The organism is Virgibacillus oceani (genome assembly GCF_041521345.1).
GTDB lineage: Bacteria > Bacillota > Bacilli > Bacillales > Amphibacillaceae > Virgibacillus_N > Virgibacillus_N oceani_A.
Map to the genome: position 1 here is coordinate 1 of NZ_JBGOHB010000033.1, position 26,503 is coordinate 26,503.

General features: G+C 36.4%; 20 protein-coding genes, 4 pseudogenes and 1 riboswitch. Of the genes and pseudogenes, 19 read left to right on the forward strand and 5 right to left on the reverse strand.

Annotated elements, in window-relative coordinates; genetic code table 11:
- Positions 1 to 177: 177 nt before the first annotated feature.
- The 8 genes and pseudogenes from ACDX78_RS19100 to ACDX78_RS19135 all read left to right on the forward strand — a co-directional run bounded on the left by ACDX78_RS19100 (position 178) and on the right by ACDX78_RS19135 (position 8,888).
- Entirely contained in the window at positions 178 to 1,794 is a 1,617-nt protein-coding gene (locus tag ACDX78_RS19100) for a glutathione ABC transporter substrate-binding protein (RefSeq protein WP_486029878.1), read from the forward strand.
- A gap of 103 nt (positions 1,795 to 1,897) precedes the next feature.
- The gene (locus ACDX78_RS19105) at positions 1,898 to 2,062 is read left to right on the forward strand and encodes a hypothetical protein (protein WP_486029879.1); all 165 of its coding nucleotides are present in this window, start codon (positions 1,898 to 1,900) and stop codon (positions 2,060 to 2,062) included.
- Between the two features lie 61 nt (positions 2,063 to 2,123).
- Positions 2,124 to 3,180, forward strand: a pseudogene (locus ACDX78_RS19110) (IS630 family transposase).
- A gap of 151 nt (positions 3,181 to 3,331) precedes the next feature.
- Positions 3,332 to 3,511 carry a helix-turn-helix domain-containing protein gene (locus ACDX78_RS19115; protein ID WP_486029881.1) on the forward strand — a complete coding sequence of 60 codons (180 nt, stop codon included), beginning with the start codon at positions 3,332 to 3,334 and terminating at the stop codon, positions 3,509 to 3,511.
- 194 nt (positions 3,512 to 3,705) lie between these two features.
- Entirely contained in the window at positions 3,706 to 4,020 is a 315-nt protein-coding gene (locus tag ACDX78_RS19120) for a hypothetical protein (protein WP_486029883.1), read from the forward strand.
- 193 nt (positions 4,021 to 4,213) lie between these two features.
- Complete coding sequence (locus ACDX78_RS19125) at positions 4,214 to 4,339, forward strand: FbpB family small basic protein (RefSeq protein ID WP_486029884.1); 126 nt, start codon at positions 4,214 to 4,216, stop codon at positions 4,337 to 4,339.
- Positions 4,340 to 5,012: 673 nt separating this feature from the next.
- Positions 5,013 to 8,006: an EAL domain-containing protein gene (locus ACDX78_RS19130; protein WP_486029886.1), complete on the forward strand. Its 2,994-nt coding sequence runs from the start codon at positions 5,013 to 5,015 to the stop codon at positions 8,004 to 8,006.
- Positions 8,007 to 8,099: 93 nt separating this feature from the next.
- Positions 8,100 to 8,888: a PAS domain-containing protein gene (locus ACDX78_RS19135; RefSeq protein WP_486029888.1), complete on the forward strand. Its 789-nt coding sequence runs from the start codon at positions 8,100 to 8,102 to the stop codon at positions 8,886 to 8,888.
- A gap of 425 nt (positions 8,889 to 9,313) precedes the next feature.
- Here ACDX78_RS19135 and ACDX78_RS19140 read toward each other — a convergent pair whose 3' ends face one another.
- Both ACDX78_RS19140 and ACDX78_RS19145 read right to left on the reverse strand, forming a co-directional pair.
- Complete coding sequence (locus tag ACDX78_RS19140) at positions 9,314 to 9,535, reverse strand: hypothetical protein (RefSeq protein WP_486029890.1); 222 nt, start codon at positions 9,533 to 9,535, stop codon at positions 9,314 to 9,316.
- Between the two features lie 23 nt (positions 9,536 to 9,558).
- Positions 9,559 to 9,921 carry a response regulator gene (locus tag ACDX78_RS19145; RefSeq protein ID WP_486029892.1) on the reverse strand — a complete coding sequence of 121 codons (363 nt, stop codon included), beginning with the start codon at positions 9,919 to 9,921 and terminating at the stop codon, positions 9,559 to 9,561.
- A 755-nt stretch (positions 9,922 to 10,676) separates the two neighbouring features.
- On the opposite strand from ACDX78_RS19145, the gene ACDX78_RS19150 reads away from it, so the two are divergent.
- From ACDX78_RS19150 to ACDX78_RS19185, 8 genes and pseudogenes are all read left to right on the forward strand, one after another.
- Positions 10,677 to 11,261, forward strand: a complete 585-nt coding sequence (locus tag ACDX78_RS19150) for a DNA-binding protein (protein ID WP_486029894.1) — start codon at positions 10,677 to 10,679, stop codon at positions 11,259 to 11,261.
- 231 nt (positions 11,262 to 11,492) lie between these two features.
- A riboswitch (cyclic di-GMP riboswitch) is annotated at positions 11,493 to 11,587 on the forward strand.
- A 269-nt stretch (positions 11,588 to 11,856) separates the two neighbouring features.
- Positions 11,857 to 12,657: a flagellar motor stator protein MotA gene (gene motA, locus ACDX78_RS19155; RefSeq protein WP_486029896.1), complete on the forward strand. Its 801-nt coding sequence runs from the start codon at positions 11,857 to 11,859 to the stop codon at positions 12,655 to 12,657.
- Positions 12,635 to 13,420, forward strand: coding sequence for a flagellar motor protein MotB (motB, locus tag ACDX78_RS19160; RefSeq protein ID WP_486029898.1), 786 nt, complete (start codon positions 12,635 to 12,637; stop codon positions 13,418 to 13,420). The genes motA and motB overlap by 23 nt, the downstream gene beginning before the upstream one ends.
- Positions 13,420 to 13,881 (forward strand): chemotaxis protein CheX, encoded by a 462-nt coding sequence (locus ACDX78_RS19165; RefSeq protein ID WP_486029900.1) that lies wholly within the window; start codon positions 13,420 to 13,422, stop codon positions 13,879 to 13,881. Before motB ends, ACDX78_RS19165 begins: the two co-directional genes overlap by 1 nt.
- 22 nt (positions 13,882 to 13,903) lie before the next feature.
- Positions 13,904 to 15,686 (forward strand): annotated as a pseudogene (locus ACDX78_RS19170) (chemotaxis protein CheA).
- Between the two features lie 17 nt (positions 15,687 to 15,703).
- Complete coding sequence (locus ACDX78_RS19175) at positions 15,704 to 16,168, forward strand: chemotaxis protein CheW (RefSeq protein ID WP_486029902.1); 465 nt, start codon at positions 15,704 to 15,706, stop codon at positions 16,166 to 16,168.
- Between the two features lie 17 nt (positions 16,169 to 16,185).
- Positions 16,186 to 16,542 (forward strand): response regulator, encoded by a 357-nt coding sequence (locus ACDX78_RS19180; protein ID WP_486029903.1) that lies wholly within the window; start codon positions 16,186 to 16,188, stop codon positions 16,540 to 16,542.
- 102 nt (positions 16,543 to 16,644) lie between these two features.
- Positions 16,645 to 18,666 carry a methyl-accepting chemotaxis protein gene (locus ACDX78_RS19185; RefSeq protein WP_486029905.1) on the forward strand — a complete coding sequence of 674 codons (2,022 nt, stop codon included), beginning with the start codon at positions 16,645 to 16,647 and terminating at the stop codon, positions 18,664 to 18,666.
- 405 nt (positions 18,667 to 19,071) lie between these two features.
- Here the strand turns inward: ACDX78_RS19185 and ACDX78_RS19190 are convergent, their stop codons facing one another.
- The 3 genes from ACDX78_RS19190 to ACDX78_RS19200 all read right to left on the reverse strand — a co-directional run bounded on the left by ACDX78_RS19190 (position 19,072) and on the right by ACDX78_RS19200 (position 23,651).
- Positions 19,072 to 19,761 (reverse strand): transposase, encoded by a 690-nt coding sequence (locus ACDX78_RS19190; RefSeq protein WP_486029907.1) that lies wholly within the window; start codon positions 19,759 to 19,761, stop codon positions 19,072 to 19,074.
- 37 nt (positions 19,762 to 19,798) lie between these two features.
- Positions 19,799 to 20,668, reverse strand: coding sequence for a transposase (locus ACDX78_RS19195; RefSeq protein WP_486029909.1), 870 nt, complete (start codon positions 20,666 to 20,668; stop codon positions 19,799 to 19,801).
- A 457-nt stretch (positions 20,669 to 21,125) separates the two neighbouring features.
- Positions 21,126 to 23,651, reverse strand: coding sequence for a YheC/YheD family protein (locus ACDX78_RS19200; RefSeq protein WP_486029910.1), 2,526 nt, complete (start codon positions 23,649 to 23,651; stop codon positions 21,126 to 21,128).
- 430 nt (positions 23,652 to 24,081) lie between these two features.
- Between ACDX78_RS19200 and ACDX78_RS19205 the strand changes: the two are divergent.
- The 3 genes and pseudogenes from ACDX78_RS19205 to ACDX78_RS19215 form a co-directional block, all read left to right on the forward strand.
- Positions 24,082 to 24,288, forward strand: a pseudogene (locus tag ACDX78_RS19205) (flagellin N-terminal helical domain-containing protein); the annotation flags it as partial.
- A gap of 284 nt (positions 24,289 to 24,572) precedes the next feature.
- Positions 24,573 to 25,253 (forward strand): annotated as a pseudogene (locus ACDX78_RS19210) (flagellin); the annotation flags it as partial.
- 476 nt (positions 25,254 to 25,729) lie between these two features.
- Positions 25,730 to 26,362 carry a hypothetical protein gene (locus ACDX78_RS19215; RefSeq protein WP_486029912.1) on the forward strand — a complete coding sequence of 211 codons (633 nt, stop codon included), beginning with the start codon at positions 25,730 to 25,732 and terminating at the stop codon, positions 26,360 to 26,362.
- The last annotated feature ends 141 nt before the right edge of the window (positions 26,363 to 26,503 follow it).

Genomic DNA, 26,503 nt, shown 5'->3' on the forward strand with positions numbered 1-26,503 from the left:
CGATTTTTGAATATCTTTTTTGCCTGGTCTGAACATGGGATAACCTCCAACAAGTTATTCTATACCTATTATAACGAATTGTTCAGTCTAGTTGGTGGGATTTTTGACCTTTTTGGGTGAGAACCTTTATATAAAATTTTTTAAAAATATAAAGGGGAAGGGGAAGGGAATGCAACGATGAATTTATTTAAGAGATTCGTAATAACTGCTTTTATTCTATCTATTGGTTTCGTTCTTGTAGCATGTGCAAGTGAGCCTGATGATACGAATGGTACTGATGGCAGTACGGAGAATGATGAAGAAACAGCTGCCCCGGGTGAAGGTGGAGATTTGATTATTGCAAAGGGTGCTGATGTCGTATCACTGGATCCCAACGGTTCCAACGATATCTCGTCTTATGATGTACAAAGAAATATTTTTGAAACACTGGTAAAACAGAATGAGAATATGGAGCTTGTCCCAGGGCTTGCAACAGAATGGGAAGCGATAGAAGATAATGTATGGGAATTCCAGCTTCAGGAAGGTGTGACATTTCACGATGGATCGCCATTTAATGCGGATGTAGTGAAAGCAAATATTGAGCGTATCATTGATCCGGACGTAGGTTCATCTCAGGCATCTTTATATGAGATGGTTAATGACATTGAAGTAGTGGATGATTATACGATTAGATTGACAACGGATTATTCATTTGCTCCGCTTCCTGCTCATCTTGCACATCCTGTAAGTGGAATCGTTTCCTTAGAAGTAATAGAAGACGATTATGCGGCCATGGAAGACGGTCAAGAACCGGGAACGATCATTAATGAAAACCCAATTGGTACCGGGTATTTTAAATTTGAGGAATGGGTTTCAGGTGAATACATAGATCTATCAAAAAATGAAGACTATTGGAATGGTACCGCTTTACTTGATAGAGTCCAGTTTAAAGTCGTGAATGAGGATATGACACGTATTGCCGAATTGAGCACAGGTGATAGTCATATTTCGAGCCCACTCAGTCCATCAGATGTGGGGCAAATAGAAGGAATGGACGGTGTATCTGTACATGAGCAAAGCATTGTAAGGTATTCCTATGTTGGTTTTAATATGGCTAAAGAGCCTTTTGACAACCAACTTGTACGACAAGCTATATCTATGGCAGTGGATGAACAATTGATCATTGACGGTATTTTTGATGGCTATGGTATACCTGCTAACACCCCAATTCCAGTAGATATAGAAGGTCATGATGAAAATGTGGAAGACTATGAATATGATGTGGAAGGGGCAAAAGAATTATTGGCCGAAGCAGGCTATGAAAATGGCTTCTCCACAACCATTTGGACAGATGATGAACGGGAACAAATGGATACTGCTGTCAACATTCAATCACAATTGCAAGAGGTTGGAGTTGATGCGGAAGTAGAGGTACTTGAATGGGGTGCGTATCTCGATCAAACCGCTGATGGTGAACATGATATGTTTGTCATTGGGTGGACTACCGGAACAGGGGACCCTGACTATTCTGTTTATTCCTTATTCCACTCTAATAGTGTTGGAGCTCCTGGTAATCGAACATTCACGGAAAATGATGAACTGGATGCCCTGTTGGATGAAGCACGTCAAACCACAGATGAGGAAGATCGTATGGCCCTCTATAGTGAAATCCAAGAGCTGCTCGTGGAGATCGCGCCTGCTATCAATATTAGTTATCCGGAATATTTGATGGGCGTAAATGATCGTGTTAAAGGGTTATCCCAGCTTCCGACACAATATTTGGAACTGAAAGATGTTTATATAGAAAATGAATAAGAGAATGTAAATCGTAAGGATAACCCTCTATATAAATGATGATGTAGAGGGTTATTTTTAATAAAACAGGAATGGGTCTTTAGAATGAAGGTAAGGTGATAAAATGAATAACTTGAGAAATATGTGGGAAATAGGTGGTTTAGTTAGAGACCAGAATAATGACGATGTCGCGGATCAGGTCAATGTTTGGATTGATGTCCCAAAAACCATTCATCCGGATGGTTTAATCGACTTTTGTGCCAGACTTGGTTTTGAGACTGCTATATAAAGGGAAAAAAAGGGTTTCAGGCACTTTTGTCTAATTAGTGTAGGTAATAGAATCTTTACCTATGGAGGCGGACAAAGTGAAAAATATTTATCCATATGAAAATCTGAATCTCGAAATTCAAGCTGTTAAAAGAGCGATGGGAGATACAAAAGATCTTCGTTTATTTAAACGTTATCAAGCAATTTTACAGTATATAAAAGAACAGCCGATAAGGGAAATTGCGGACTTAATAGGTTGTAGCGAGAAAACAATATACACATATAAGTCCAATGGTTTGGCAGGATTGACTCCTGGTGAACTCCAGGCAGGCCCCGTCATCTTACAGAAGAGCAGGAACAAAAAGTTTACGAGGTAATTGTTAATAAAGTGCCGGTTGATTTTGACTTTCCTGCTGAAATGAACTGGACCTCTTATTTATTCGTGATTGGATCAAGCAAGAATATGATGTCACATTCACAGATCGAGGCGTGCGTGCGCTGGTGCATCGTTTAGGACTCAGTTATACAAGGCCAACATACACGTTAGCAAAAGCCGATCCTGAAAAACAGGAAGCATTCAAGGAAGAATTTGAAACGGCTAAAAAAATGAACGATGGCGAGATTGATCGAATTTTGTTCCAGGATGAATCCATGATTCGAGATTATCAAGCCATTGCTAAGACCTGGTTTCCAAAAGGGCAACAAAAAAAGATACCAACAAATGGCAAGCACCATGGTGTCAAATTAATTGGTACATTGGATTACAAAACCGGCGACATCTTTTGCATTGAAAGAGAACGGTATGACGCAAAAGAGTTTCTATCTTTTTTAGAGCAAGTAGTCAACCGCTATCCAGATGAAAAAATTCTTATGGTTCTTGATAATGCCAGAATTCATCACGCGAATCTAATTAAACCCTTTTTACAGGAACATTCCAAACAATTGGAATTACTGTTTCTTCCGCCGTATAGCCCGGAACTGAATCAAATCGAAGGACTATGGGGCTGGTTAAAGAAATCAGTAATCTATAACGTGTTCTACAAAACTGTTGATGAGATCCGCGAGGCTGTACAAACCTTTGTTTCTGAAATCAGCAAGAGCCCTGAGGCCATCGTTCGTAGATTGTGTACTAAGCTGTAATTATTAAATTCCATTTATATATATAGCGAAGAGTCAAAAACTCTCAGCAAGTTGTATAATTAAATGCAACAGCTAAATAAATAGAAAGCCATCGTGAAACCACGTATAGTTAAGGTCGACGAAAACACAAAACATACGGAGGAAGTTCACGATGACTAAAACCAATTCTAACACGAAAGAACGCAGATTTTCACATTTAACAGAAATTGAAAGAGGACAAATAGCTGCTTATTTAGACGAGGATCTACCATTAAGGGAAATAGCTAGAAGAATGGGGCGTCATGTAAGCACGATTTCACGTGAAAAGAAACGGCGAACATTTATAGCCTAAACCAGTAAATTTTAAATTGCCTCGAAGAATGGCGAAATTCGTCCATTCGATAGCCCTTTATGGGCAATGATCCAATTTCTACACTCCAAGCGTGTAGAATGATGTCGAAATCATTCGCTCGGAACTAACCAAAAGGATTCAGAATATTAACCTGACAACATTGGTGTAGCATGGCGGTTGTAAACAAGGATATAATGAAAAGAGATGTATTAGAAAAATATAATTTAGCTAAACAATCTGTGCAATTAATAGAAAAATCAGCATCCTATAGTGCAATATCGAACAGACTTCCCGAGTACAATGCAGAGAATATGAGCTTTGGCACGTATAAGGAGGATGAATTCGTAGCTTTGTTTGCTGATATGAGAGGTTCAACAAAAAGGGGTAAAAATCTCGGTTCAATTGGTACTTTTTTAACCATCCATGCGGTGATGCCGACTCTTGTATATATCGTGGAGGCTTATGGTGGATATGTGATTGATCACCACGGAGGATGTATATGGAAATGAAATTAAAACGAATCTAGTGTTTATTAATACGACTAAAGGTGGAGCGTTAATTGAAGGAGTGCCTTTTTGCTAATTGAAGTTGATTATGTGTAAAAAACCAATTTTCACATATTTGTTATAATTTTATTGTTCATTCAGTCAACTTTTATATTATAATATAATTGAAATAATCAGATGAAGGAAGGGATAATTTATGCTAGGACAACATAGAAATCTAGAAGAACTTATTGATCAGAATAAAGAGGCTTTGCTCAATGATGAGGAAGCAATGCTTGAAATCGAACAAAAGCTTGATGAAAAATTTTCAAAAGAAATATAAAACTCAGCAGGATAAAAGCCCTGCTGAGTTTTATATTTTACCAATAAAAGACTTTCTAATTTATTTGATCTCTCGAGAATTAATCTTTGCTTATCTGCTAAAATCTTTTGGCGATTAGCTACTTTCTCTTTATCCTTTTTAACAACATAATTTTTATCTTGTGCTAATCTTTTTAAGTTACGTAGTGCAGTTATTCCCGCATTTCGATCACTAACGTTTTGATCGGTTAAATTCTGAATTATATCACCTTCTTTTTACTGGGTTAAATCATCTAAAGCTCTTCTAGCCCAAACAAACTTCGCTTCATGTCGGTAACTATCCACTATATTTGAAGGAACATTATGTGAGCGCATAAATTGAAGCTACTAAATCTTTATATAAACATCTTCCTAAGCATTGCATCATTGCTTCAATTATTTCAAAATGTAAATTTCTCATGGCATCCTCCATTATATTTTAAAAGTTGTTTAATATTATCCATTTTATCATATGTAGTAACTTGAGAGCTCAATAAAAGTGAAGTGTTTTGAAAAGGATCTACACTAATTTATTTTAAAAAGAAATAAAAAACACCATTCCCTATTCGGGTCTTTTGTACTATAATAATCCATAAGTACTATATTAATGTTACGGAATTTGTATTATCTTATCTGATTTGGAAAGGGGTAATCTTATGGCCAATTTCACTCCTAAGAATTCAAACTTCTTAAAAAAATTATTTACGAAAGACAGGACTACTTATGGCTTCGGAAATGATCCACGGCATGATACTGATGACATACTTCTATTAAACTATTATGCATCGTTAGCCATGCATCACCCTAATTTAGTAATTGTATTTTCACCATCAGGCGATGTGCTCACTCAAAATAGAAATAGTATTAATGAATTTATAGGTCATTCACTCCGTAATAAATTGGATTTTAAAGAACTCGTGTCCAAAGAAATCTATCAGATCCTGGATTCGGCTTTTGCCAAAACGTTAAAAGGGAAATCAGAAAGACATGAAATTACAGTAAAAAATAAACACGGACAAACGGCGTATATGAATTTAACCTACATCCCTGTTAAACAGGGCAATAATAAAGTCGAGGGTGTTTACTTAATTATAGAAGATATCACAGAATATGAAAATCTAATAAAAACAGTAAAATTACATGAAAAATATTTAGTTCATGCCCAGGAGATAGCTGAAGTTGGCAGCTGGGAGTATAACATAGAAGGAGACGAGTTATATTGTTCCGAATACTTTTATGACATTTTTGGTTTGGATAAAGCAGATGACATTTCCATGGATCAACCGTTTCAGCTTGTTCATCCGGATGATTATCAGGACGCCTATCAAAAAGTAGCTCTAGCTGTAAGTAAGGGAACGAGTTATGTTTCCGAATTCCGTATCTATCACGGGAAAACAAACGAGATTCGCTACATAACAGTCAAGGCTGATGCTGTTTTGAAAGATAAAAAAGCCTATAAATTAGTAGGTGTTATTAGAGATTTCACCACTCAGAAACAGTTAGAAAATAAAATCAGCAGTACAAATGAAAATTTCAAACATATTTTTGATAACTTAAATACCGGAATTTGGATGAGAGAATCGATAGATGGAAAAGTTGTCCATGCCTCTAAAGGGTTAGAACAAATACTGCAAAGTCCCATATCAAAACTTTATAAAGAACCTGACTTTTGGAAGGAAATGATTTTACCTGAACACCGAAAAGAAGTGTTTGATGCTTATAAGTTACTGCAAAAAGGGGAAAGTATAAATATAAAATATCGAATAAACAGCGGAGATGGGACAACAAAATGGGTTGCGGAACAAACGGTTCCCAGTGTTAATAATGAAGGTGCAGTTGTAAGCTTATTTGGCATGGTAGCAGATATTACCCCTGAAATGGAGATGCAGCAGAAGCTTAAATTATATGCAACCCACGACACACTGACATTACTTCCAAATCAGCGCAGTCTTTATGAAAAAGTGGATACGCTGTGTGAAAATGATAAAAATCAATTTGCGCTTTTTTATATAGATCTGGACCGATTTAATGTGATTAATGATTCATTAGGTTATCAAATTGGGGATAAGGTGTTGATCAACGTAGCTAACAGACTTATTTCCATACTGCCGGAGAATGGATACGCAGCACGTTTAGGCAGTAATGATTTTATTATTATTATAGAAAATTACAAGTACAAAGAGGCCATATTTAGTTTCGCAGAGAAAATGATCACAACCATTAGAGAAAGATTAACTGTCAAAGAATACGAACTCCATATTACAACAAGTATTGGCATAAGCTTTTATCCGGAGGACGGGGCGAATAAACTTACTTTAATAGAAAGTGCTCATTCTGCATTATATCATGCGAAGCAGCAAGGGAGGAATAACTATCAGATTTATTCATTCTCCAGGGATATTTCTTCTTATAAAAAATACATGCTCGAAAAGGATATGCGCAAAGCCATTGAAAATGAGGAATTTGAAATATATTATCAGCCACAGGTTAATGCCGGTAGCGGTATCATTGAAAGTGCTGAGGCATTAATACGCTGGAATCATGAGGAATGGGGACTGGTCTCTCCGGGCGAATTCATTCCATTAGCTGAGGAAAATCACCTGATTCACCATATTAGTGATTGGGTCATTAAGGAAGTATGCAGCCAATTAGGGAAATGGAAGGAACAGGGGCTTGCATTACGTCCAATTGCCATTAATATTTCGCCAATTCGATTTTTGAAAAAAGGTTTAGTCGATATTGTGAGGGAACAGCTGATGCTTCATCAAATACCCGCAAAATATTTGGAATTTGAAATAACGGAGGGTTCCTTATTAAAAAGGGAGGAAAATGTTCTCTCTACCATGGCTGCTTTAAAGGAATTGGGAGTTAGCATTGCATTTGATGATTTTGGCACAGGATATGCAACCTTGAATTATTTAAGGGAATTCCAACCAGATACGATTAAGATTGATCAGGTTTTTGTTCAAACCAATGAAGACCAGGAAGAAATGGATAAAGCTATTATTTCTGCTGTTTTACATTTAGCGAATAGTTTAAACGTCAAAACCGTTGCTGAAGGTGTAGAAGAATATGAACATTATGAGTTTTTGAAACAAAAAGAATGTGGCTTCATACAGGGTTATCTTTTTTCGGAGCCCGTTCCATTAGAAACCTTTGAGAAAATGCTGGAAACAGGTTATTTAAAGCCCAACAAGCGAAAGTACAATATCGACCCTGAAGATGAAAGAAGGGATTACTACCGGCTTGAATTTCCTAATAGCGTTTTAGGGGAAATGGGAATTAAAGAGGTAAATAAACGAAAAGTTGATTTAGGTCAAGCACAAATACTCATTGAAGATATCAGTCTAGGCGGACTAAAAATATATTCTTCTTTAAAGCTGCCAATCAATACGAATATGAAATTAAGATTCATATTCAAGCTGCTAGGTGAAACATTTGAATTAAATGGTTCACTGGTTTGGAAGAATGAAGGGAAAGGTTCCACTTACTACTATGGTGTGAAATTTGATTTGAGCGTCATAGATGAAGATCGTCTTGCAGAAGTGATTAATAGAATAACCGTGATGCTTAAAAATAAAATTGAGATCCCGGATACAGATTTTATTAATGAGGATGCTTATGTATATTTAAACAAAAACAAATTGTGATTTAAAATAGAGGGAGGAGTATACTTGAAGTTTGTATCTACTGGACTCAACTCAGTACTGGCGGACAAACAATGAAAATGGAGGAATTTCTCGATGAATATAAAAGACTTTTACCTAGTTAACGCATTGATGGATGAAATGAACGATATGATATTCGTTGTGAAGGTGGAAAATAAAACGGATTTTATTTACGATTATCTGAATTGTGCAGCATTAAATGGAGCAGGTATGACTGAAAATATAATAGGTAAATCAGTACGTGAGACTTTTCCGAATGAAAGAGGAGAATTTCTATATAATCAGTATAAAGAAGTTGTAACTAGCAGGGAAACGCTAGTATTTGAAAGTGTATATTTTTCTCCCTTAAGAAAAAAGCATTATTTTGAAACAAAATTAATTCCTTTCTTTAATGATAAGAAAGAGTGCACACAGGTTGTTGAAATTGTGAAAGATATGACTAAAGAAAAATGGTTATACGAAGATGTTAAATGTACATGGGATCGATATAATGAAAGTAAATCCCGCTATCTATCGCTATTTCACCATAATCCTGACCCGTTTTTTTCCATTGATTCAGATGGCTGTATTGCCAATGTGAATGTGGAAGCAGAAAACATTACAGGTTATCATTTTAAAGACCTGATAGGCAATGCGTTTCATTCACTGATTGCTGAAGAGGACAGGTATACATTTAAAGAGCTGTTTAGAAACGCGTTAAGTGGTAATATTCAGAGTTCAAACTTGGTCATTTTCGATAAAACAGGAGATCGTATTAAAGTAGCCTTAAAAGTAATACCGGTTTTTTTTGATGAAGAGATTATAGCGATGGATGGAATTTTAAAGGTTATTACAAATGATAAAGAGCGAATCGAAAGCATGTAAGGAGTTATTGCCGAACCATTCTATTGAGGGGTAATAAGACGATTCCAATGGAAATAGTTCCTTTATAGAAGTTAATCATGGAGAAGAAAAAAATACAACATTGCCTGAAATGGAAATGAGACGCGGCTCATTTTAATTCATAGAAGAAAAATTTGGAGGGTAGCGTCATCACGGGATGGGGCTTATTTCCGCACCCCTTCAATAAACGAGCGAAACAGTCTTTTCTAAGCATCTTCTTGTGATGACCCTGGAGTGGAGGAGGCTCTGTCTTTTATGTTATTATTTTACCTTTTGAATTTTAGCGAAGACCATACGGGCAGTTTGAGAATCGTTTTGCAATTATTATCCATATATTCATTTTTAGCTAGAGATATAACATAATTAAGCTGCCAAATACTTTCACTCATTAATTACAAACACTCAGGTTATATTAATGTTCCTCTCTTTATTAAACGCGTAATTCTATCAATGGATATATTCGTTTTTTGGGCGATTTCCATAGCATTGGAATTTGGGTGTTTGGCTAAAATCTCTTTAATTTTTTTCACATTATCCATTTCTTCTGTAAAACAATCTTCACAAAGCTCGTTTGTTAAATGGTCAATTTTTCCGCAATACATACAAGAACCATAATTTTTCATTTTCAACCATACCTTCCCTTTATGAATTTTTAGTCTTTCGTTTCCAACTTATTTAAAATGGATGATAAATGATTAAAGTGAGGTTTTACAATAAAATCCTTTGCCCCTAACTGCAAAGCCTCCATCACATTTGAATCTGTCCCTATGGCAGAACACATAACCACATTTGCTTTAGCATCAAATGCTTTAATTTTTTTCAATGCAGTTAATCCATTTATATTCGGCATCGTGATGTCTAGAAAAACAATATCAGGCCTTAATTTTTTATACTGTTCAATTGCTTCCAGCCCATCAGTTGCTTCTGAGATATTATGATATCCTTGCTGTTGTATCAACTTTTTTAACCACATTCGCATAAAAGTTGAATCGTCCGCTATTAATATAGTATACATTTCTTATCACTCCTTTTAGGTTATTTTCATTGTGTTTTCCTTTTATTCTATTCGTTTGTCTTCACATTAACCGAATCTGAATCTTTATATATCTGGGTCATGTAAAAAGACAAACCAAGAAAATAGTCTCCCCTTTTAATCGGTAACTAGCTAGGCTGACTAATGGCAAATAGGTGTCAGGTTGCTCGACTTTGTATCCCTAACAAATCTATTATAGGACAGTATTAATGAACAGTTTATGGTACTGTACTTTATTATTAATAATATCGACAAAAAAGTTTAGATTTTAAGTGGTGCAAATATCTTCCTTCAAAAAAATAATTTTGATGGTGTAATTGTAATGGAATGTGCTATTTCAAAGATATTAGGGATAAAAACGTTTCAATGTTTTTGCTGGAATTATGGATAACTTGCTACTATTTATTCAACTACAAAGAGGAAAACCCTTTTCATATTTTTCTTTAGGACGTTTCTATTGAAGATATTACTCTTCACAGTCCCAATCATCTATAGTATTATGGTGTTAGTGCTAAAAAATGGAAGTAAATAATAGTAAACTTAAAGAAAAGAAAGGGTGTAAAGCTACGAGTCTAAGGTTTTCAACCATGAACGTCAAGTTCCAAAGGGGTTGAAAATTCAGCAGCTGTTTATTAATGAGTAACTATTGAAGGCGACTTTCTTTTGTCGGCTGTTTTTGTGGGAATAGTCATTTGATTAAATTTATTATTCCAAAAGTTAGAAAGGATGATAAATAAATGGCAGTATGGAGTAAAGAAGAAATTCAATACTTAAAAGACAGTGTCGGCACGCTGAAAATAACTACTATCGCAAAAAATCTGGGAAGGTCTTATGTAAGTGTTCAATTAAAAATGAAACGCTTAAATATATATAATACCAAAATACAATCCGGTTTGTTAACCATGAATGAACTGGCTATCATTCTAGGGGTGGATCGAAAAACCATAGAGGGATGGGTTGTTAGGCATGGTCTAAAATATAAAAAACGTGTTACAAAGGAAAAACGCCAATTTTCCTTTATAAGTTCTGAAGATTTTTGGGAATGGGCGGTAAAACATAAAGACAAAGTACAATTTAAAGACATTGAACCCAATCTGTTGGTTCCAGAACCATCCTGGGTAAACCTAGAAAGAAAAAGAGAATTTGATCAATTAATAATTAAAAAGAGAGACTACCAAGTTTGGTCAATGAGGGAAGAACAAGAACTGTTAAGTTTAAGAAAAGAAGGGTATACCTATAAAAAAATCGGGGAAATGATGAATAGAAGCAGTGTTAGTGTTCAAAGAAGATATAGCAGACTGTCTGGCAATAGCAGCTTGTAAGCGTTCAATAGAGCTATTTCTAATCATATGAGTAAAAATTGGAAACCCAAGTTTAGTTATCATGCCGGGTTTCTTTTTTATTGTTTTTTCTCTATTGATCTTGTGTTACGTGTCCTTTTGTAACTGTCAAAAAAATGTTTATATCTTTTTTATTAATTATTGTAAACAAATGTAGTAATTTGTCGATAAATAAAAGTAGGACTAAAGTAACGGTTTCAAAAACTGTTTTTCAGTAGGTAAAGGAAAACTATTCGAAAGGGTAGGACGCAAAGCCCAGGGTCTAAGATGTCTGTTGGAACGCATTATGATCGCCTGGGGTTGGCAATTTTTTCATTCACCATTTACGTTTAAATCTTTGGCTATTCTATTATATTTGAAATGGCTTTTTTTATGGATGAATTACGAGGAAAAATTTGGACTTTTATATAGCCCTGTATTTTAGCTGCCAAAAGAAAGTATTATAGATTTCTACAAAAGAAGGGTTGAGTGAAGTTACACTATAGAAGTTAAAGAATTAGGAATCATTTAAGCAACTCGATAAAAATATGGCATTTTAAATATCTAACTGAACAAGTGATTTTATGGAGGTTATATGATGGATAAAGCATCATTTATAGGGTTATTATTTGGGTTTATTGCAGTCGGAGCGGGAATGGCATTAAAAGGGGTAAGCCCGTTGGCAATTATCAACCCGGGAGCGCTCTTGATCATCTTTCTAGGTACGGCAGCTGCCGTTCTGATCGCTTTTCCGATGAGTACACTAAAGAAGATACCGACACTATTGAAGATAATTTTCACGGAAGATCAGAACAATAATGCTGCGGAAATTATTACAGATTTCACAAAATGGGCAGAAACAACCCGAAAACAAGGGATTTTATGGCTGGAAGGGAAATTGGATAATGTGAATGATCCATTTTTACGTTCTGGAATGCAGCTGGCCATTGATGGTCAATCCTCCGACTTTATTCGTGAAGTAATGATGGAAAAAGTTTATGCGATGGAAGAAAGGCATCAAAAAGGTGTATCTATTTTTACGCAAGCTGGTACATACGCTCCTACATTAGGTGTACTTGGTGCTGTCATTGGTTTAATTGCTGCGCTTAGTGATTTGAATGATATTGAAACTTTAGGCAGCGCCATATCAGCTGCATTTATTGCAACATTATTGGGGATTTTTTCCGGGTATGTTTTATGGCACCCTTTTGCAAATAAGTTAAGAGAGAAGTCGGAGAATGAGGTTCGAGTAAAACAGATCATGATAGAAGGTGTGCTATCTTTAACAAGTGGAGAGTCTCCTCAAATAATCAAAGATAAGTTAAGTTCTTATCTATCTTCAGAGGAATTAGCATGGCTGGAGCAGGAGGATGGAAATGCGAAGACAGAATCGGCGTAAAAGTAATCATATCAATGAATCATGGCTGCTTCCGTATGCAGATTTACTTACCCTGTTAGTCGCATTATTTATTGTTCTTTTTGCCATGAGTGAGATTGATACCCAGAAATATGAAAGTCTCATTCAAATTTTTGAAAGTGAATTTAGTGGAGGGATGGGGATATTAGAGAGCAGTAATGGTATCCAGGGTCAGGCTTCCATTGAGATATATCATAACGATGAAGACGAGGAAGAAGTTCAGGATGAAAACAACCATGGGATAAGTGAATTACAAAAATTAAAGGAACTGCAAAAGCAGATTAATCACTATATTGAGGAAAACAATTTATCGGAAGTGCTGGGAACGAAATTATCAAATGAAGGATTATTGGTAACTATTTCAAACGATGTGTCTTTTGATACAGGAAGTGCTGAAGTAAAGAGTGAAGGGAGTGAGATAGCGAAGGAAATTTCAAATTTCCTGTATACCGATCCACCGAACCAGATTGTTGTAAGCGGGCATACGGATGATCGACCAATAGACAATCATGAGTTTTCATCCAACTGGGACTTAAGCGCCATGCGGGCTATTAATTTTATGGAATTATTACTGGAACATGAAAATCTGAACCCTGAACAGTTTAGTGCGAAAGGGTTTGGTGAACATCATCCGATTGTTCCGAACACAAGTGAAGAAAATATGGAAGTAAATAGGAGGGTGGAAGTACAGATTCTGCCAAACTATGATATTGAAATTGGGACAGAAGAAGAGGAGTTGAAATAATGCAAATTAATGAAAACGAACGAAATAAAGTAGTCACTAACTTGTTGAACAGTACGTTAATCTCTTTGGAAGGGGTAGTTCCGATTGAATTTAAAAGATCTGCCCCGCGGTTATTACAACAAAACTTCAATCTGAACTTTGGCGTTCTGATTGGAATCATCGGCGATGTTAAAGGAAAAATGGTTTTATCCGGGGATCTAGGGGTTTTTAGCAGAATTGGGGAAGCCATGTATGGAATGCCCCTTGCAGGAGAAATGCTGTTCTCCTTTAGTGGTGAACTCGGAAATATGATTGCAGGTGGACTGTCATCAAATATTGCTGTCGATGGCGTTGATATTAATATTACTGCCCCAACTATTATGCAGGGAAATACAACATTATCGGGATTTAAACACGGCCTAAGTGTATCAACTACCTTTGATCATATAGGGAATTTAGACCTTTTTTTATTGCTTGATTAATTGTTAGGACGAGGGATTTGAAATGGATACAAGTGACTATCATGATGTTTTCCTTGAGGAAAGTGATGAGCATTTACAGTCCATAAATAATCATTTACTGGAACTGGAAAAAAACCCGGAGAATCTTGATATTATCCATGAAATTTTTCGTTCAGCCCATACATTAAAAGGGATGGCAGGTACGATGGCGTTTCATGACATTGCTTCATTAACCCACAAAATGGAAAATATTTTCGATAAAATGAGGAACAATGAACTGGAAGTGAATGATGATGTTATTGATATCATTTTTCAGGCGGTTGAAGTGTTGGAGGAAATGGTTGATGCGATTCGTGAAGGTAAAAGCGGCAGCCTGGATGTTCATGAGCTTGTTTTGCGTTTGAATGAATTTGACGGGAAGGATTTTAATGCAGGAGTGGAGAGGTGCTCTACGGCGGAACAGTCAAATTCACTTTTGCGCTTGGATGAATTTCAGATGACCGTGGTCAAACAAGCTGAAGAGCAGGGGTTAACCTCTTTGCAAATTACAGTGAAGCTGTCTGAGGATTGTTTATTAAAAGCTGCAAGAGTATATATGGTGTTTGAGGTTTTGGAGGGACTAGGAGACATTATCAAATCGGTTCCCGGTGTTGAGGAGCTGGAGGCTGAAGATTTTGAGACGGAGTTTTCGGTAGTTATTGTATCGAAAGCCTCAGCAGATGATATTAAGGCCCGTATACATAAAGTTTCAGAGATTTGAAGACATTTCAATGAAGAAAAAAGATCATGAGCTGATTGAAACAGTTGAACATATTGCTAAGGTCTCACAAGATATGCAGGATTTAATTTTAACGATGCGAATGGTGCCCATTGACCGGATTTTTAACAGATTTCCGCGTATGGTGAGAGGTTTGGCAAAGGATCTGGACAAGGAAATTGATCTTGAAATTATTGGTGCCAAAACGGAACTTGACCGGACGGTTATTGATGAGATTGGTGATCCTCTAGTTCATCTCATTCGTAATTCTATTGATCATGGTATTGAAACCTCAGCTGAACGTAAGAAAGCAGGCAAATCCAGCGGGGGAAGATTAGTCTTGCGTGCTTTCCACAGCGGAAATCATGTATTTATTGAAATAGAGGATGACGGGGCTGGAATTAATCGGGAAAAAGTCGTTCAAAAGGCGATAGAGAACGGATTGATTACGAGTGATCGTGCTGATGACTTAAAGGATGAGGATGTTTATCAGCTGATTCTTGCTTCAGAATTCAGTACAGCGGATAAAGTATCTGATGTCTCAGGACGTGGTGTTGACTTAGACGCAGTCAGCAAGAAGATAGAATCACTTGGTGGACATAATTCGATTGAATCGGAGCATGGGCAGGGAAGTAAATTTTCCATTCAATTACCACTAACTCTTTCGCTCCTTTCGAGTTTATTGGTAAATGTTTAAAACGAAATTTTTGGGATTCCTCTTTCTTCAGTCATCGAGACGGTGTTACTTGAAGAAAAAGATATCATGAGCTCTCACCGCCAAAAAGTGATGGATTTTCGCGGGAAAGTAATTCCGCTTTTGTCACTGCAGAAAGTACTTGGAGTTCCGGGTGATCAACAGGCAGAGGAACAAGCGAATTTATCCGTAGTGATTGTGAAAAAAGGGGAAAAGATGACCGGATTAATCGTTGATTCGTTTATCGGTAAAAAGGAAGTGGTTTTAAAATCGCTCGGGAACTATTTGAAGGGAACATTTTCCACTTCCGGTGCTACGATTCTGGGTAATGGTCAGGTTTCACTGATTATCGACCCTAATGCATTGGTAAAATGAAAAAAGGAGGCTTTAACATGAGTAAATCTTTGAAGGTAGTTGTTTTTCTTATGGGAAAGCAGCAATACGGTATTTCGATAGATAGTGTTCTTGGTATTGAAGAATTACATACGATCACTAAAGTTCCAAATACATTAGACTTCATAAAAGGTGTTATCAATCTTCGCGGGAACATCACCCCTATACTTGACTTAAAACAACGGCTGCAGCTTGATGAAACAGAACTTGTTGAACATACTAGGATTTTAATTGTGAAAATGAATGACTTGCGGGTAGGTTTAATTGTTGATGCGGCAACAGATGTGATGGATATTGATAATTCTGTTGTAGAGCATGCTCCAGAGATGATGAATGGTATCAAGGAGTCATTTTTGGTTGGAGTTGCCAAATTAGAGGATAGTTTATTGATTTTGCTGGATTTAGAACATGTCTTAGATTTTGCTGAGGTCAATGAGGTAAATGAAATCATCGAAGGCAATTGACATTGGAGGAAAGGGAAATGGCAAAAATACTTATTACAGATGATGCAGCTTTTATGCGAATGCAGTTGAGAGATAATTTGACAAGGCTAGGCCATGAGGTCGTTGGTGAAGCCGAAAATGGTATAGACGCGATAGAAAAATGTCAGGAATTGAAGCCGGACCTGATCACGATGGACATAACGATGCCTGAAATGAATGGGGTAGAGGCTGTTACGGAAATCAAGAAGACAAATCCTGATGTTAAAGTGATTATGTGCTCGGCGATGGGGCAGCAAAGTATGGTTTTGGATGCGATAAAAGCCGGTGCTACAGACTTTATTGTTAAGCCATTTAACGCTGATCGTATAAAAAAAGCATTAGATAAAGTTTTATGATTCAGAATTGTGGGATCAGGCCCCCTGCGCTAAATCGTTAGAAGTTAGGAAATAAGCTTATTTGGTTTAAATACATAATATATAGTTTAAAGGGGAATAAGGATGAGAAAGAATAATAAAACTGCAAAAAATGGTTTTTTAAGTAAAAGTATACAAAGTAAAATAATGATTCCATTTTTAATTTTAATCATCTTCACAGGAGGTATTGTTGCGTTTGTCAGCTACCAATCCAGTGTCGATATAACTACAGAAGAGCTTTCAAACAATGTGGAAAATCAAATGGCCGGTATGAACGATACATTTAATATATTCTTTGCTAATATCGATAATACCCTAAATCGGTTAACTTCAAATGAACTGCTTCTTAATTATAGTACTCAGGAAACAGATGCATTATTTCACACCTTTAGAGAAACAGGCGAAGCAGATGAATCAATACTAAATATTTATACAGGAATTGAAGAATCAGGGGAGGTAATCATTTATCCGGAAGCTGATTTGGGAGATGATTTCAATCCGAAAGAGCGGGACTGGTATCAGGATGCTGTGGAAGCAGGAGAAACTACCATATGGACAGAACCATATACCGACGAAGCTTCCGGTGAAACCATTGTTAGTGCTGCACAAGCATATTATAACAATAGTAATGAATTAATAGGTGTTGTCAGTGCTGATGTATCAGTTGATACCCTTCTTACAATGGTTAATGAGGTAGAAATCGGTGACTCGGGTTATGCTCTTTTGTTCGATCAATCAGGAAACTATTTAGCCCACCCGGATGAAAGCTATATTGGTCAAGATGTGTCGGAAGAGGGTTTTTATCAGGAAATGATAAATACGGACGGCCAGGGTATTTTAAACTATCAGTTTGAAGGTGAAGACAGAATCATGGGGTATACGCACAACCAGACAACTGGATGGACGGTAGGTGGTACGGTCAGCCAGGCTGAGTTTGAGGATAAAGCACAAGCTATTCTGGGTCCTATATTAATTGTGCTGGGTGTTATATTAGCTATTGCGTTCGGTATTTCATTTATGATTACTAGAAGAATAACCAAACCACTTCATATGGTAGTGGAACGAATGAAGCTAATTTCCAGTGGTGACTTGACTCATGAACCAATTAATACGAAAGCAAAGGATGAAATTGGACAACTGGTAGTAGCTACAAATGAAATGAATAAAGAGATGCGTGATTTACTAAATCAAATCGGCAAGGTCTCAGAAACAGTAAGTACGCAGAGCGAAGAATTAACACAGTCTGCAAATGAGGTGAGATCCGGCTCGGAACAAGTTGCCTCCACCATGCAGGAATTAGCATCCGGTTCTGAAACACAGGCAAACAGTTCAAGTGAGCTATCTTCCGCGATGACAACATTTGCCACAAGTGTTCAGGAAGCAAATGAGAACGGAGAGCAGATTAAAGATTCTTCTGGTAAGGTGTTGGAGATGACTGATGAAGGAAGTCGGTTAATGAAAAATTCTAATACCCAGATGGAAAAAATTGATCAGATTGTGCTGGATACTGTTAGTAAGGTGGAAGGACTCGATAGCCAGTCTCAAGAAATTTCGACATTGGTTTCCGTCATTAATGATATTGCCGATCAAACGAATCTTTTAGCTTTAAATGCAGCCATTGAAGCAGCAAGAGCAGGAGAGCATGGGAAAGGTTTTGCGGTAGTTGCGGATGAGGTGCGGAAATTGGCAGAGCAAGTATCCGAGTCTGTTACAGATATTACGGGCATTGTAACGGACATTCAAACTGAAACCAGTGTTGTTACAGGTTCCTTGCATGAAGGCTACAAAGAGGTAGAGAATGGGATTGTACAGATTAAAGCAACAGGCGAGAAATTTGATGGAATTAGTGCAGCTATTTCAGGTGTAGTAGATAGTATTCAAAGCGTAACTACTAACTTATCTGAAATTGCAGCTACCAGTCAGCAAATGAATAGTTCCATCCAGGAAATCGCAGCTATATCCGAAGAGTCTGCAGCAGGGATAGAGGAAACATCTGCGTCATCCGAGCAAACAAGCAGTTCCATGGAAGAGGTTGCAGCCAGTGCTGATGACCTTGCTAAATTGGCAGAGGATTTGAATGGATTGGTTCGTCAATTTCGATTATAGTGTAAAGGTGTATGTAAGGAAGTTATAGGCATATAATAGTATTCGGATAAGCTCAATGAACAAAAGGAGAAAACTTTCCTGCGTAAACTGAGGAAAAGAACGTACGAAACTCGAAAGGCGATAGATATATTTATAAGTACGGTTTTTGATCCCTTATACTCAGTTTTTCCTAACAAATTTGGGGAACAGTAATATCTACCATATAAATAGGAAAGGGGATCAAAGTGCGAAGAGAATGGACAAAAGAAGAAGAGAATTATCTAACAGAGAATGTAGGAAAATATAAAGAGGTTAGCACCCAAAAACTAAGGTTTTTATTTTAATTTACAATCCCAATCCATAAAAAAAAGTCTTTTTTCTGGTTCAGAAGTCTACTTTTTATTTTGAAAAGAAAATGCAACCACCTTATACGGTGGCTGGCACCATATTTTTCAAGTGTTTTGTACATCTTTTGAAGTTCTGGGCGATGATCGAGCCATATATCCAGATTTTTGAGCGCACTTGTCCCCTGACAGGCAAATGCTGTAATTGATATGCCCGTTTCAAAACAGATGGAACACCTTCAACACCTGCACGATAATTGGATAATTCCTGATGTCTATCACTGCCAATGTTGGCTCGGGTTTGATCTGTTCGCCTTTTATTTTCACTAAAAGAAATGTGGTATGCTTTTTTTTGTTCTTTTACCTGGCACTCCTCAAGTAAAGGACATTGTTGACAATGCTCCTTATAAAACTTGGCTGTGTATATTTCTTTTTCAGGATCATAGATGGAGAAAGTCGGCTCAAAACCTTGTGGACATTTTACAACCTTGTGTGTTTCAGGATCAATTTCAAATCGGTCTACGCCTATGTAATCATCGGAGACAGCCCGGCCTGTCATTTGGCTGAAGTTTATTTCAAGGTTCTTTTTATCAGCGTGCTTTACAGTTTCCTGCCGGTAGTAAGCACCGTCAACAGCCAGCGTATCTATTTCATCTGCGAGAGGATGATTCTTGACAAAGTCCTCACCAAACTGGGCAACACTATAGGTGTTTTCTTTTAAATCGGCATGCATAATAAGCCCTGTTTCTTTTTCAGGGTCATGAACTTCCACCAGGTTTAAACTGCTTCCGATATGGTTTTCGCCACCTTTATTTCTCAGGATCGGAGGGGTTTTGAAGGATACGAGAAGACAAACTCGTCCCTTCAATTGGGACACAAACTTCTTCTTCTGATTCAACGGATTGTTCATGTAATAAGCGTGCCAGGTGAGTATACGCATCGGAATCCAAGGCTGCGGAATTTGCTTGCACCCATTGATACAAGTCATAGGCTTGTTGGATGAGAGATTCCAGTTTTGATTCTTCTTCATTGGATTTGGTTTTGTATATGATTTTATTTTTATGTCCTTTTTCAAGATATGCCGAAAAAGATTCTGGGATCTCTATTCCGGGAATCTTGCTCAGTTCTCTTACCATATTCCGAATCACAGTATAAAATAATTCAATTCGTGTCATTTTCTTACAGGAACTGTCAAGCATAGTGGAATCCATGCGAGCCATTGATTTATTAATGGAAAGAAATTCTGCCATTTTTTCAGCGAGCGATTCCATTTCTTGTTGGAGAAGGGATTCTCCCGTTTTTACTTCATGTTCAACCAGACGACATCTAAAATTGGATAACGTGTTAACACAGAGGCGTTCCCTGTCAGCATCCGATTCAAGACCCAGGGCATACTGGAACCGGTAATCAAAGTAAAGGGATCCAATTAACTCTTCATCTGAGAGTAAATTCTGTTGTTTGAGAACCAACAAACTAACCAGTACATTGACTGGCTTATTCGGACGACTTGCCTTATCGCTATATAAAACTGAAAAACGTTCTTCATTAATTTGCGTAAGAATGAGGCGATAAAAGTCTTCTGCCCAACTTTTTTTCAGTAATTCAATGATATGGTCCGGAAATGCTTGATCCTGGTCGAACAACGATTTTTGAATATCTTTTTTGCCTGGTCTGAACATGGGATAACCTCCAACAAGTTATTCTATACCTATTATAACGAATTGTTCAGTCTAGTTGGTGGGATTTTTGACCTTTTTGGGTGAGAACCATAAAGAGAGTTCCATAGCGAAAACACTGGAAAGAACCCCAACAAGCGTAGAGATGAAAATGAAAAGAATGGGTTGTTTAATATAAGAGAACATACAGGTAAACTGACAATGGGGAGCCTTGCCAGGCTTTTAGGAGTGGATAGAAAAATCGTTCTAAATCGTAAAACAGAGTATGGCCTCTTCCTTACAATGGAAGAGTTCTATTGTTGAGATATTTAGGAGTGTTAATCTTTTGAAACGATACCAGTCTCAGATACATTATCACTGTATTGTAGAAGACTAGACTGGCATCGTATTTTTAATAATTTCATTTCTAGAATTGCACTGTAGCTAATGACTGTGATTGCGAAATTGATGCGAATTAATTTCAATAAAGCTCTTTGTTGTCCTCGTTTTTCTTTTCAGACAAATATTTTGCGTATGGGATTGCATGCTTAGCAACATCAAATTCAAAATTGACTATCCCGGGTTTGTTAACATTGATTTCAATAAGGTTCATGTTCATACTTTTATCTATTGCAAAGTCTAATGCTAATTCATTTATATTTTCGTCATATAATTGTTCAAATGTAGTTACTATATTATGGGATAAGTCTTCAATTTGTTTTTTCATATCTATAACATTATTTCGACCGTAGTTTCTTTCTAAAAAGCTATCAATTTTGCCAATATATCCTCCCTTTCTAACAACTAAAATTATGGCATGATAGACTCCTACTCTTGGATAAATTTTAACAAATGACCATTCACCGTTTTCGTTCTTCATCATATGCACCCTGATATCAAAAGGCTGCCCATCTATTGTCCGTGTTTCAATATATTTTTGTACAATAAATGCCCCTTTTTTTATTAAGTCTCTTAAATAATTAGAAAGAGAAATCTCATTATAATACGCTTCTTTTTCTCCAATAGCTACAAAATAGGTGTCATTACTTTCTTTTGAAATAAAATGAACACCTTGAGCAAAGGATCCAATTTCAGGTTTAAGAATAATTTGTCCATAATTTTCTATATAATTAAAGATATCCCTTATTCGTTTAACCTCTTGATAGGGTATTAAGTAGTTGTTGTCAATCTCCTTAGTCTCTGTTAACTTGTCATAAACTTCAAGCTTGCTAATGGAATTTCCATAAAATTCATTAGTAAATGGTATCCCATCCAATTCCTGATAAACGAGATTGTATCCCTTTATCCCTCTCAATCTCAATCGATCATAAATAACATCAGGATATTCAACGATTTTTTCTACCCATTTATTATTCTCATAAAAATGTCCTCGGATCAGCATTTCATCAAAGTCTATATCCTTGGGGTTAAATAAATAAAAATTGACATCTTCATATTTTGCGACATAGGCACAAGCAACAGCTAACTCTTCATCGTCTATCCCATTGACCAACATAGCAATTCTCGGGTTGTTATCCAAGTTAGCCCAAGTTAAATCAGTGGATCTGGCATTAAATTGTTCTTTCATGTCAGGTGTGCTTTGAAGTTCATTGGTATTTACTATACCGTTTTCAGCTAAATAAATTGCATAGCCAATTGTATTGACTGCTCTTTCTTTTTCATGGTAAGTAGACTGTGGTCCATTATTAACTTCATGTAACCAAAACCTGCCACTTTTATCGATTGTTAAATCAAGTCCAAGTTCATCTAGTGCTGATCCATATAGCTTATCAAGATGTCTGGTTAAATCATGAGCTAGTTGTCGAATTTCACTTGAATATAGCTTTCCTTTTTCTCCAAATTCTTTTATTAATAAAGTATCTAGTTCTTCTGTTCTTCCCCCGCGACTAATATTACTAAGAATACTTTTTTTACTACCAATACGCGGATATATTCTAGTAATCTGCCATTTCCCTTCGCCATTTTTTTGCATATGGGCACGGATGTCAAAGGGTTCGCCATTTTTGGTTTGACTATCAACATATTTTTGAATCATGTAACTGTTCTTTTCTTTTAAAACGATATTTTGAATCCATTCATGAAACTTTTTATTACCAAGCATATGCTCTTGCTTATGGTCTAAAATTAAATAGTGATTTCCTTTTTTCTCGATATAGTATATATTTTCTCCTCGTCGACCAAGAATGGGTTTTAAAACAGCTCGATTATGTTCAGCTAAAAAATCAAAAATAATGGAATCATTAGTAACCATTTTGAAAAAGACTAATAGCTCCGCATACTTTCTGTATTGAACTAATTTCTTAGGTAAATATAGTTTATTGCCTACAAAAAAGCTTGTGAATGGAGTGGTTCTTCTTAATTTTCTATCTATGATTGATTGCTGAGAACGAGAAACAACTCCTATATTATGGATAATGTCGGGGAATGAAGTCGAGATCCGTTGCCAATCTCCATTCTTAAAAAAATCAGCATTGATTTCCCTTTTATTTAAATCGACATCATTTGATGAGAAAAAGAGGAGCCTGGCACCTTGTTGCTCGCTTTCGTCAATTAATGCGTTAATTCTTTCTTCTGGATAAGCATTTCTTGGATTAGTTTTATCAAAATAGACTCCAATTGTAATGTCTTGTTTATCCAAGGTATTGCTGCTAGTTTCTGTAAACGCCTCTTTTAATCGTCTAAGTTGTGGAGAAAAAGAGAATTGTAAAATCTCGGAAGTCTTAATAAGATTCCCTTTCTCTAAATGTTGTGCAATTAATAGTAAGTATTGCTCGATTTTTTCTCTTTCTTTTTTTCCATGTGTTGTTTGGTATGTATTTAATAGTCTATTTATCGTATCAAAACCTTCTACAACAGAAGTAAATGTATAAATGCTTTGATTCAGTTCTTTTTTCTTGATTAATATTGAGAAATGTTCCGTTGCTTCAAGCAATGTGTCTATAATATGATGTACTTGCGAAATTTGTTTATCATTTAACCTTGCCATAGGTGCCACTCCTTAAATAATCCTTCTTTTGTCTATTATATTATCGGATTAAAAGTAATGAAAATGAAGTTTTGTCAGGGGAAATATTGTTGCTTGAAAAGAGGGAAGGGGTAATTTTGGGTTTAAATAGACATAGTGATTAAGTTAAATGTGAAAGAAAGGACAACAGGAGGGGGTTGAATGTGCTCTTAGTGAAAAACAGAATTTGTAGAAGGTTGTAATTAGCAAGTGGAAGTAATTATAATTAATTTTTCATAAAAGTATTAAACAATCCAAAATCTGGCCGATATAAGTATTGTAATCATCAAATGATGATTTGTTAAGTCCTTAACGTTAAGCTTGATAATAACTCTTGGCCAAGAGTTATTATACATACGGGACATAAGGACGTGACCCGTAGAAAAATTATATTACATGGAGGTAAGGAAAAATGATTATTAATCACAACATTTCTGCTCTTAATGCACATCGCCAATTAGGAGCAAACCAAGGTGCAGTACAAAATTCATTGGAGAAGCTTTCTTCAGGTCTTGGAATTAACAAAGCAGGGGACGATGCTGCAGGTCTAGCAATCTCTGAGAAAATGCGTGGTCAAATTCGTGGATTAGAAATGGCGAATAAAAATGCCCAAGACGGTAAACTGGAAACGCCGCTCTAAGTAGTAATACTTAGATGAAAACTCCGTGAATTCGGTGGAACCCCAAACCAACTTTGCAGTTATGGATGGTGGGCAATACCGAGCCGAGCCTGGTGAATTGTAAGGAAAGTTGTAGCTAGGAAGGTGTAACGATCAGGTAGTGAGGAAGCAGACCGATAACCTACCCACGAGCGCGGGGCATCCTAAAGGGATGAAGATATGATCTGAACTTTATGGAAACATAAAGAAGTAGTGGATTAAATGTCACTGCGATAACAAATTTGATTTCTCTAATCCAAACTGCTGAAGGTGCATTGAATGAAACACATTCTATTTTGCAACGTATGCGTGAATTAACGGTTCAAGCGGGTAATACAGGAACACAAGATTCAGATGATTTACAAGCAATTCAAGATGAAATTAATGCACTAGTTGAAGAGTTAGGTGGAACTAATGACAGCCAAGGTATTTCAGACCGTACTCAGTTTAACGGAAAAGATTTACTAGATGGAACTTTTGCTAGCGGTGAATCTGAATTAGTATTCCAAATAGGTGCTAATGGAGAGCAGCAATTAAGTGTTAATATTGGAGATATGTCTGCTGAAGGATTAGGTTTGTATGGGGCTGAAGGTAGTTTAATCGATGTAACTGAATTTGTTGGTGCTGAAGGTGCAGCGGAAACTGCTGAATTTGATGCCCAATTAGCTCTAATTGATGGAGCTATTAATACAGTATCAAGTCAACGTTCTAACTTAGGTGCAGTTCAAAATCGTTTAGATCATACAATTAACAACCTAGGCACATCAGCAGAAAACCTAACTGCTGCAGAATCACGTATCCGTGACGTTGATATGGCGAAAGAAATGATGGAGTTCACGAAGAACAATATCCTTTCACAAGCGGCACAAAGTATGTTAGCTCAATCCAATCAAATGCCTCAAGGAGTTTTACAACTTCTTCAGTAATTTGATGGGAAGGGCGTCTAACCTGGTAACGGGTTAGAGGATAACTGGGTGAATTGCTGGAAATTCCTAAAGTGTTTTTGTACCACAACGCAGATGGAAACGGCAAACGTGATGGTCTGAAAAACAAAACAATGAACCAATGGATAATCAGCAGCCAAGCGCCTGTGGTGAAAACCTGGCGAAGGTTCAACGACTAGAATGCACTGCCTAACAGTTTAACTTAAGGCAATGAGATTCGTAGGGTGATGATAACGTTCATCATTCGAAGTGCCCAGCTCCTTATGGATAAGGATGAAGATATAGTCTATTCTATGCTCGAAAGACATAGCGGCAAAGCAAGCCAACCAAATGCCTCAAGGGGTATTACAGTTGTTACAATAATATTAGATTTAAAAGGGACTCTGGCTTGGCTGGGGTCTCTTTACTTTTAAAGTACATATCATTGAAATTTTTAATTAAAAGAGGAGACAATAGGTATGGCTATGAAATATAGTAGAATTAAATCACTTGATATAGAATCTTATATTAAGACGCAGGAATTTAAAAATATTCATATAAATGTAGCAAGTGAATTACAGATTAAGGGTATAAACTGTGAAATTAACCTTTGTAGCGAGACCATAAATAAAGAAGGTCATATAATATCTAATACTTTAGGGCAAACAAATATTAAAGACGAGTTCACACGAGTAGAAGGAATTAGCTTATTCAAAGATAATATAGTTCAAAATGTAAATGATTCTTATTCAAGAATACCTGAGTCTAATAAATATGTACTTGACCATATTTTGAAGATATTTTTTAACTTTATTGTTATTCATGAGTTAACTCATATATCACAATTTAAAGAAGAGGGATCTAAGGAATTAAAATGTCTAGTTAAATTAAAACATAACTTGGAGGAGTATAGGAATTCTTCACTTGAAAAAGAAGCAAATATGAATGCATATAGTTACCTAAAAGAAATTGATGAATTTACTGCAACAATTGCTTTAGATTGCAAAAAGCAATTTGGAGGACGAAATATAATAGATTATACTGATACAGCAGAGCTACATTCTATGAAGATAATTAATTTATACCACGAAGTATATGGTAATAATCGATAGTATATTCCCATTTAACTTGTTCTTTTCAATCGTTTTTAGTAAACCATATAAAAAAGCTACTTAACAAACTACTTCCAGAATGATTTTCGCAATGGTAAACAAGCCAAGATAAATCTGAGCCTGAACCCATTTTCTACCCCC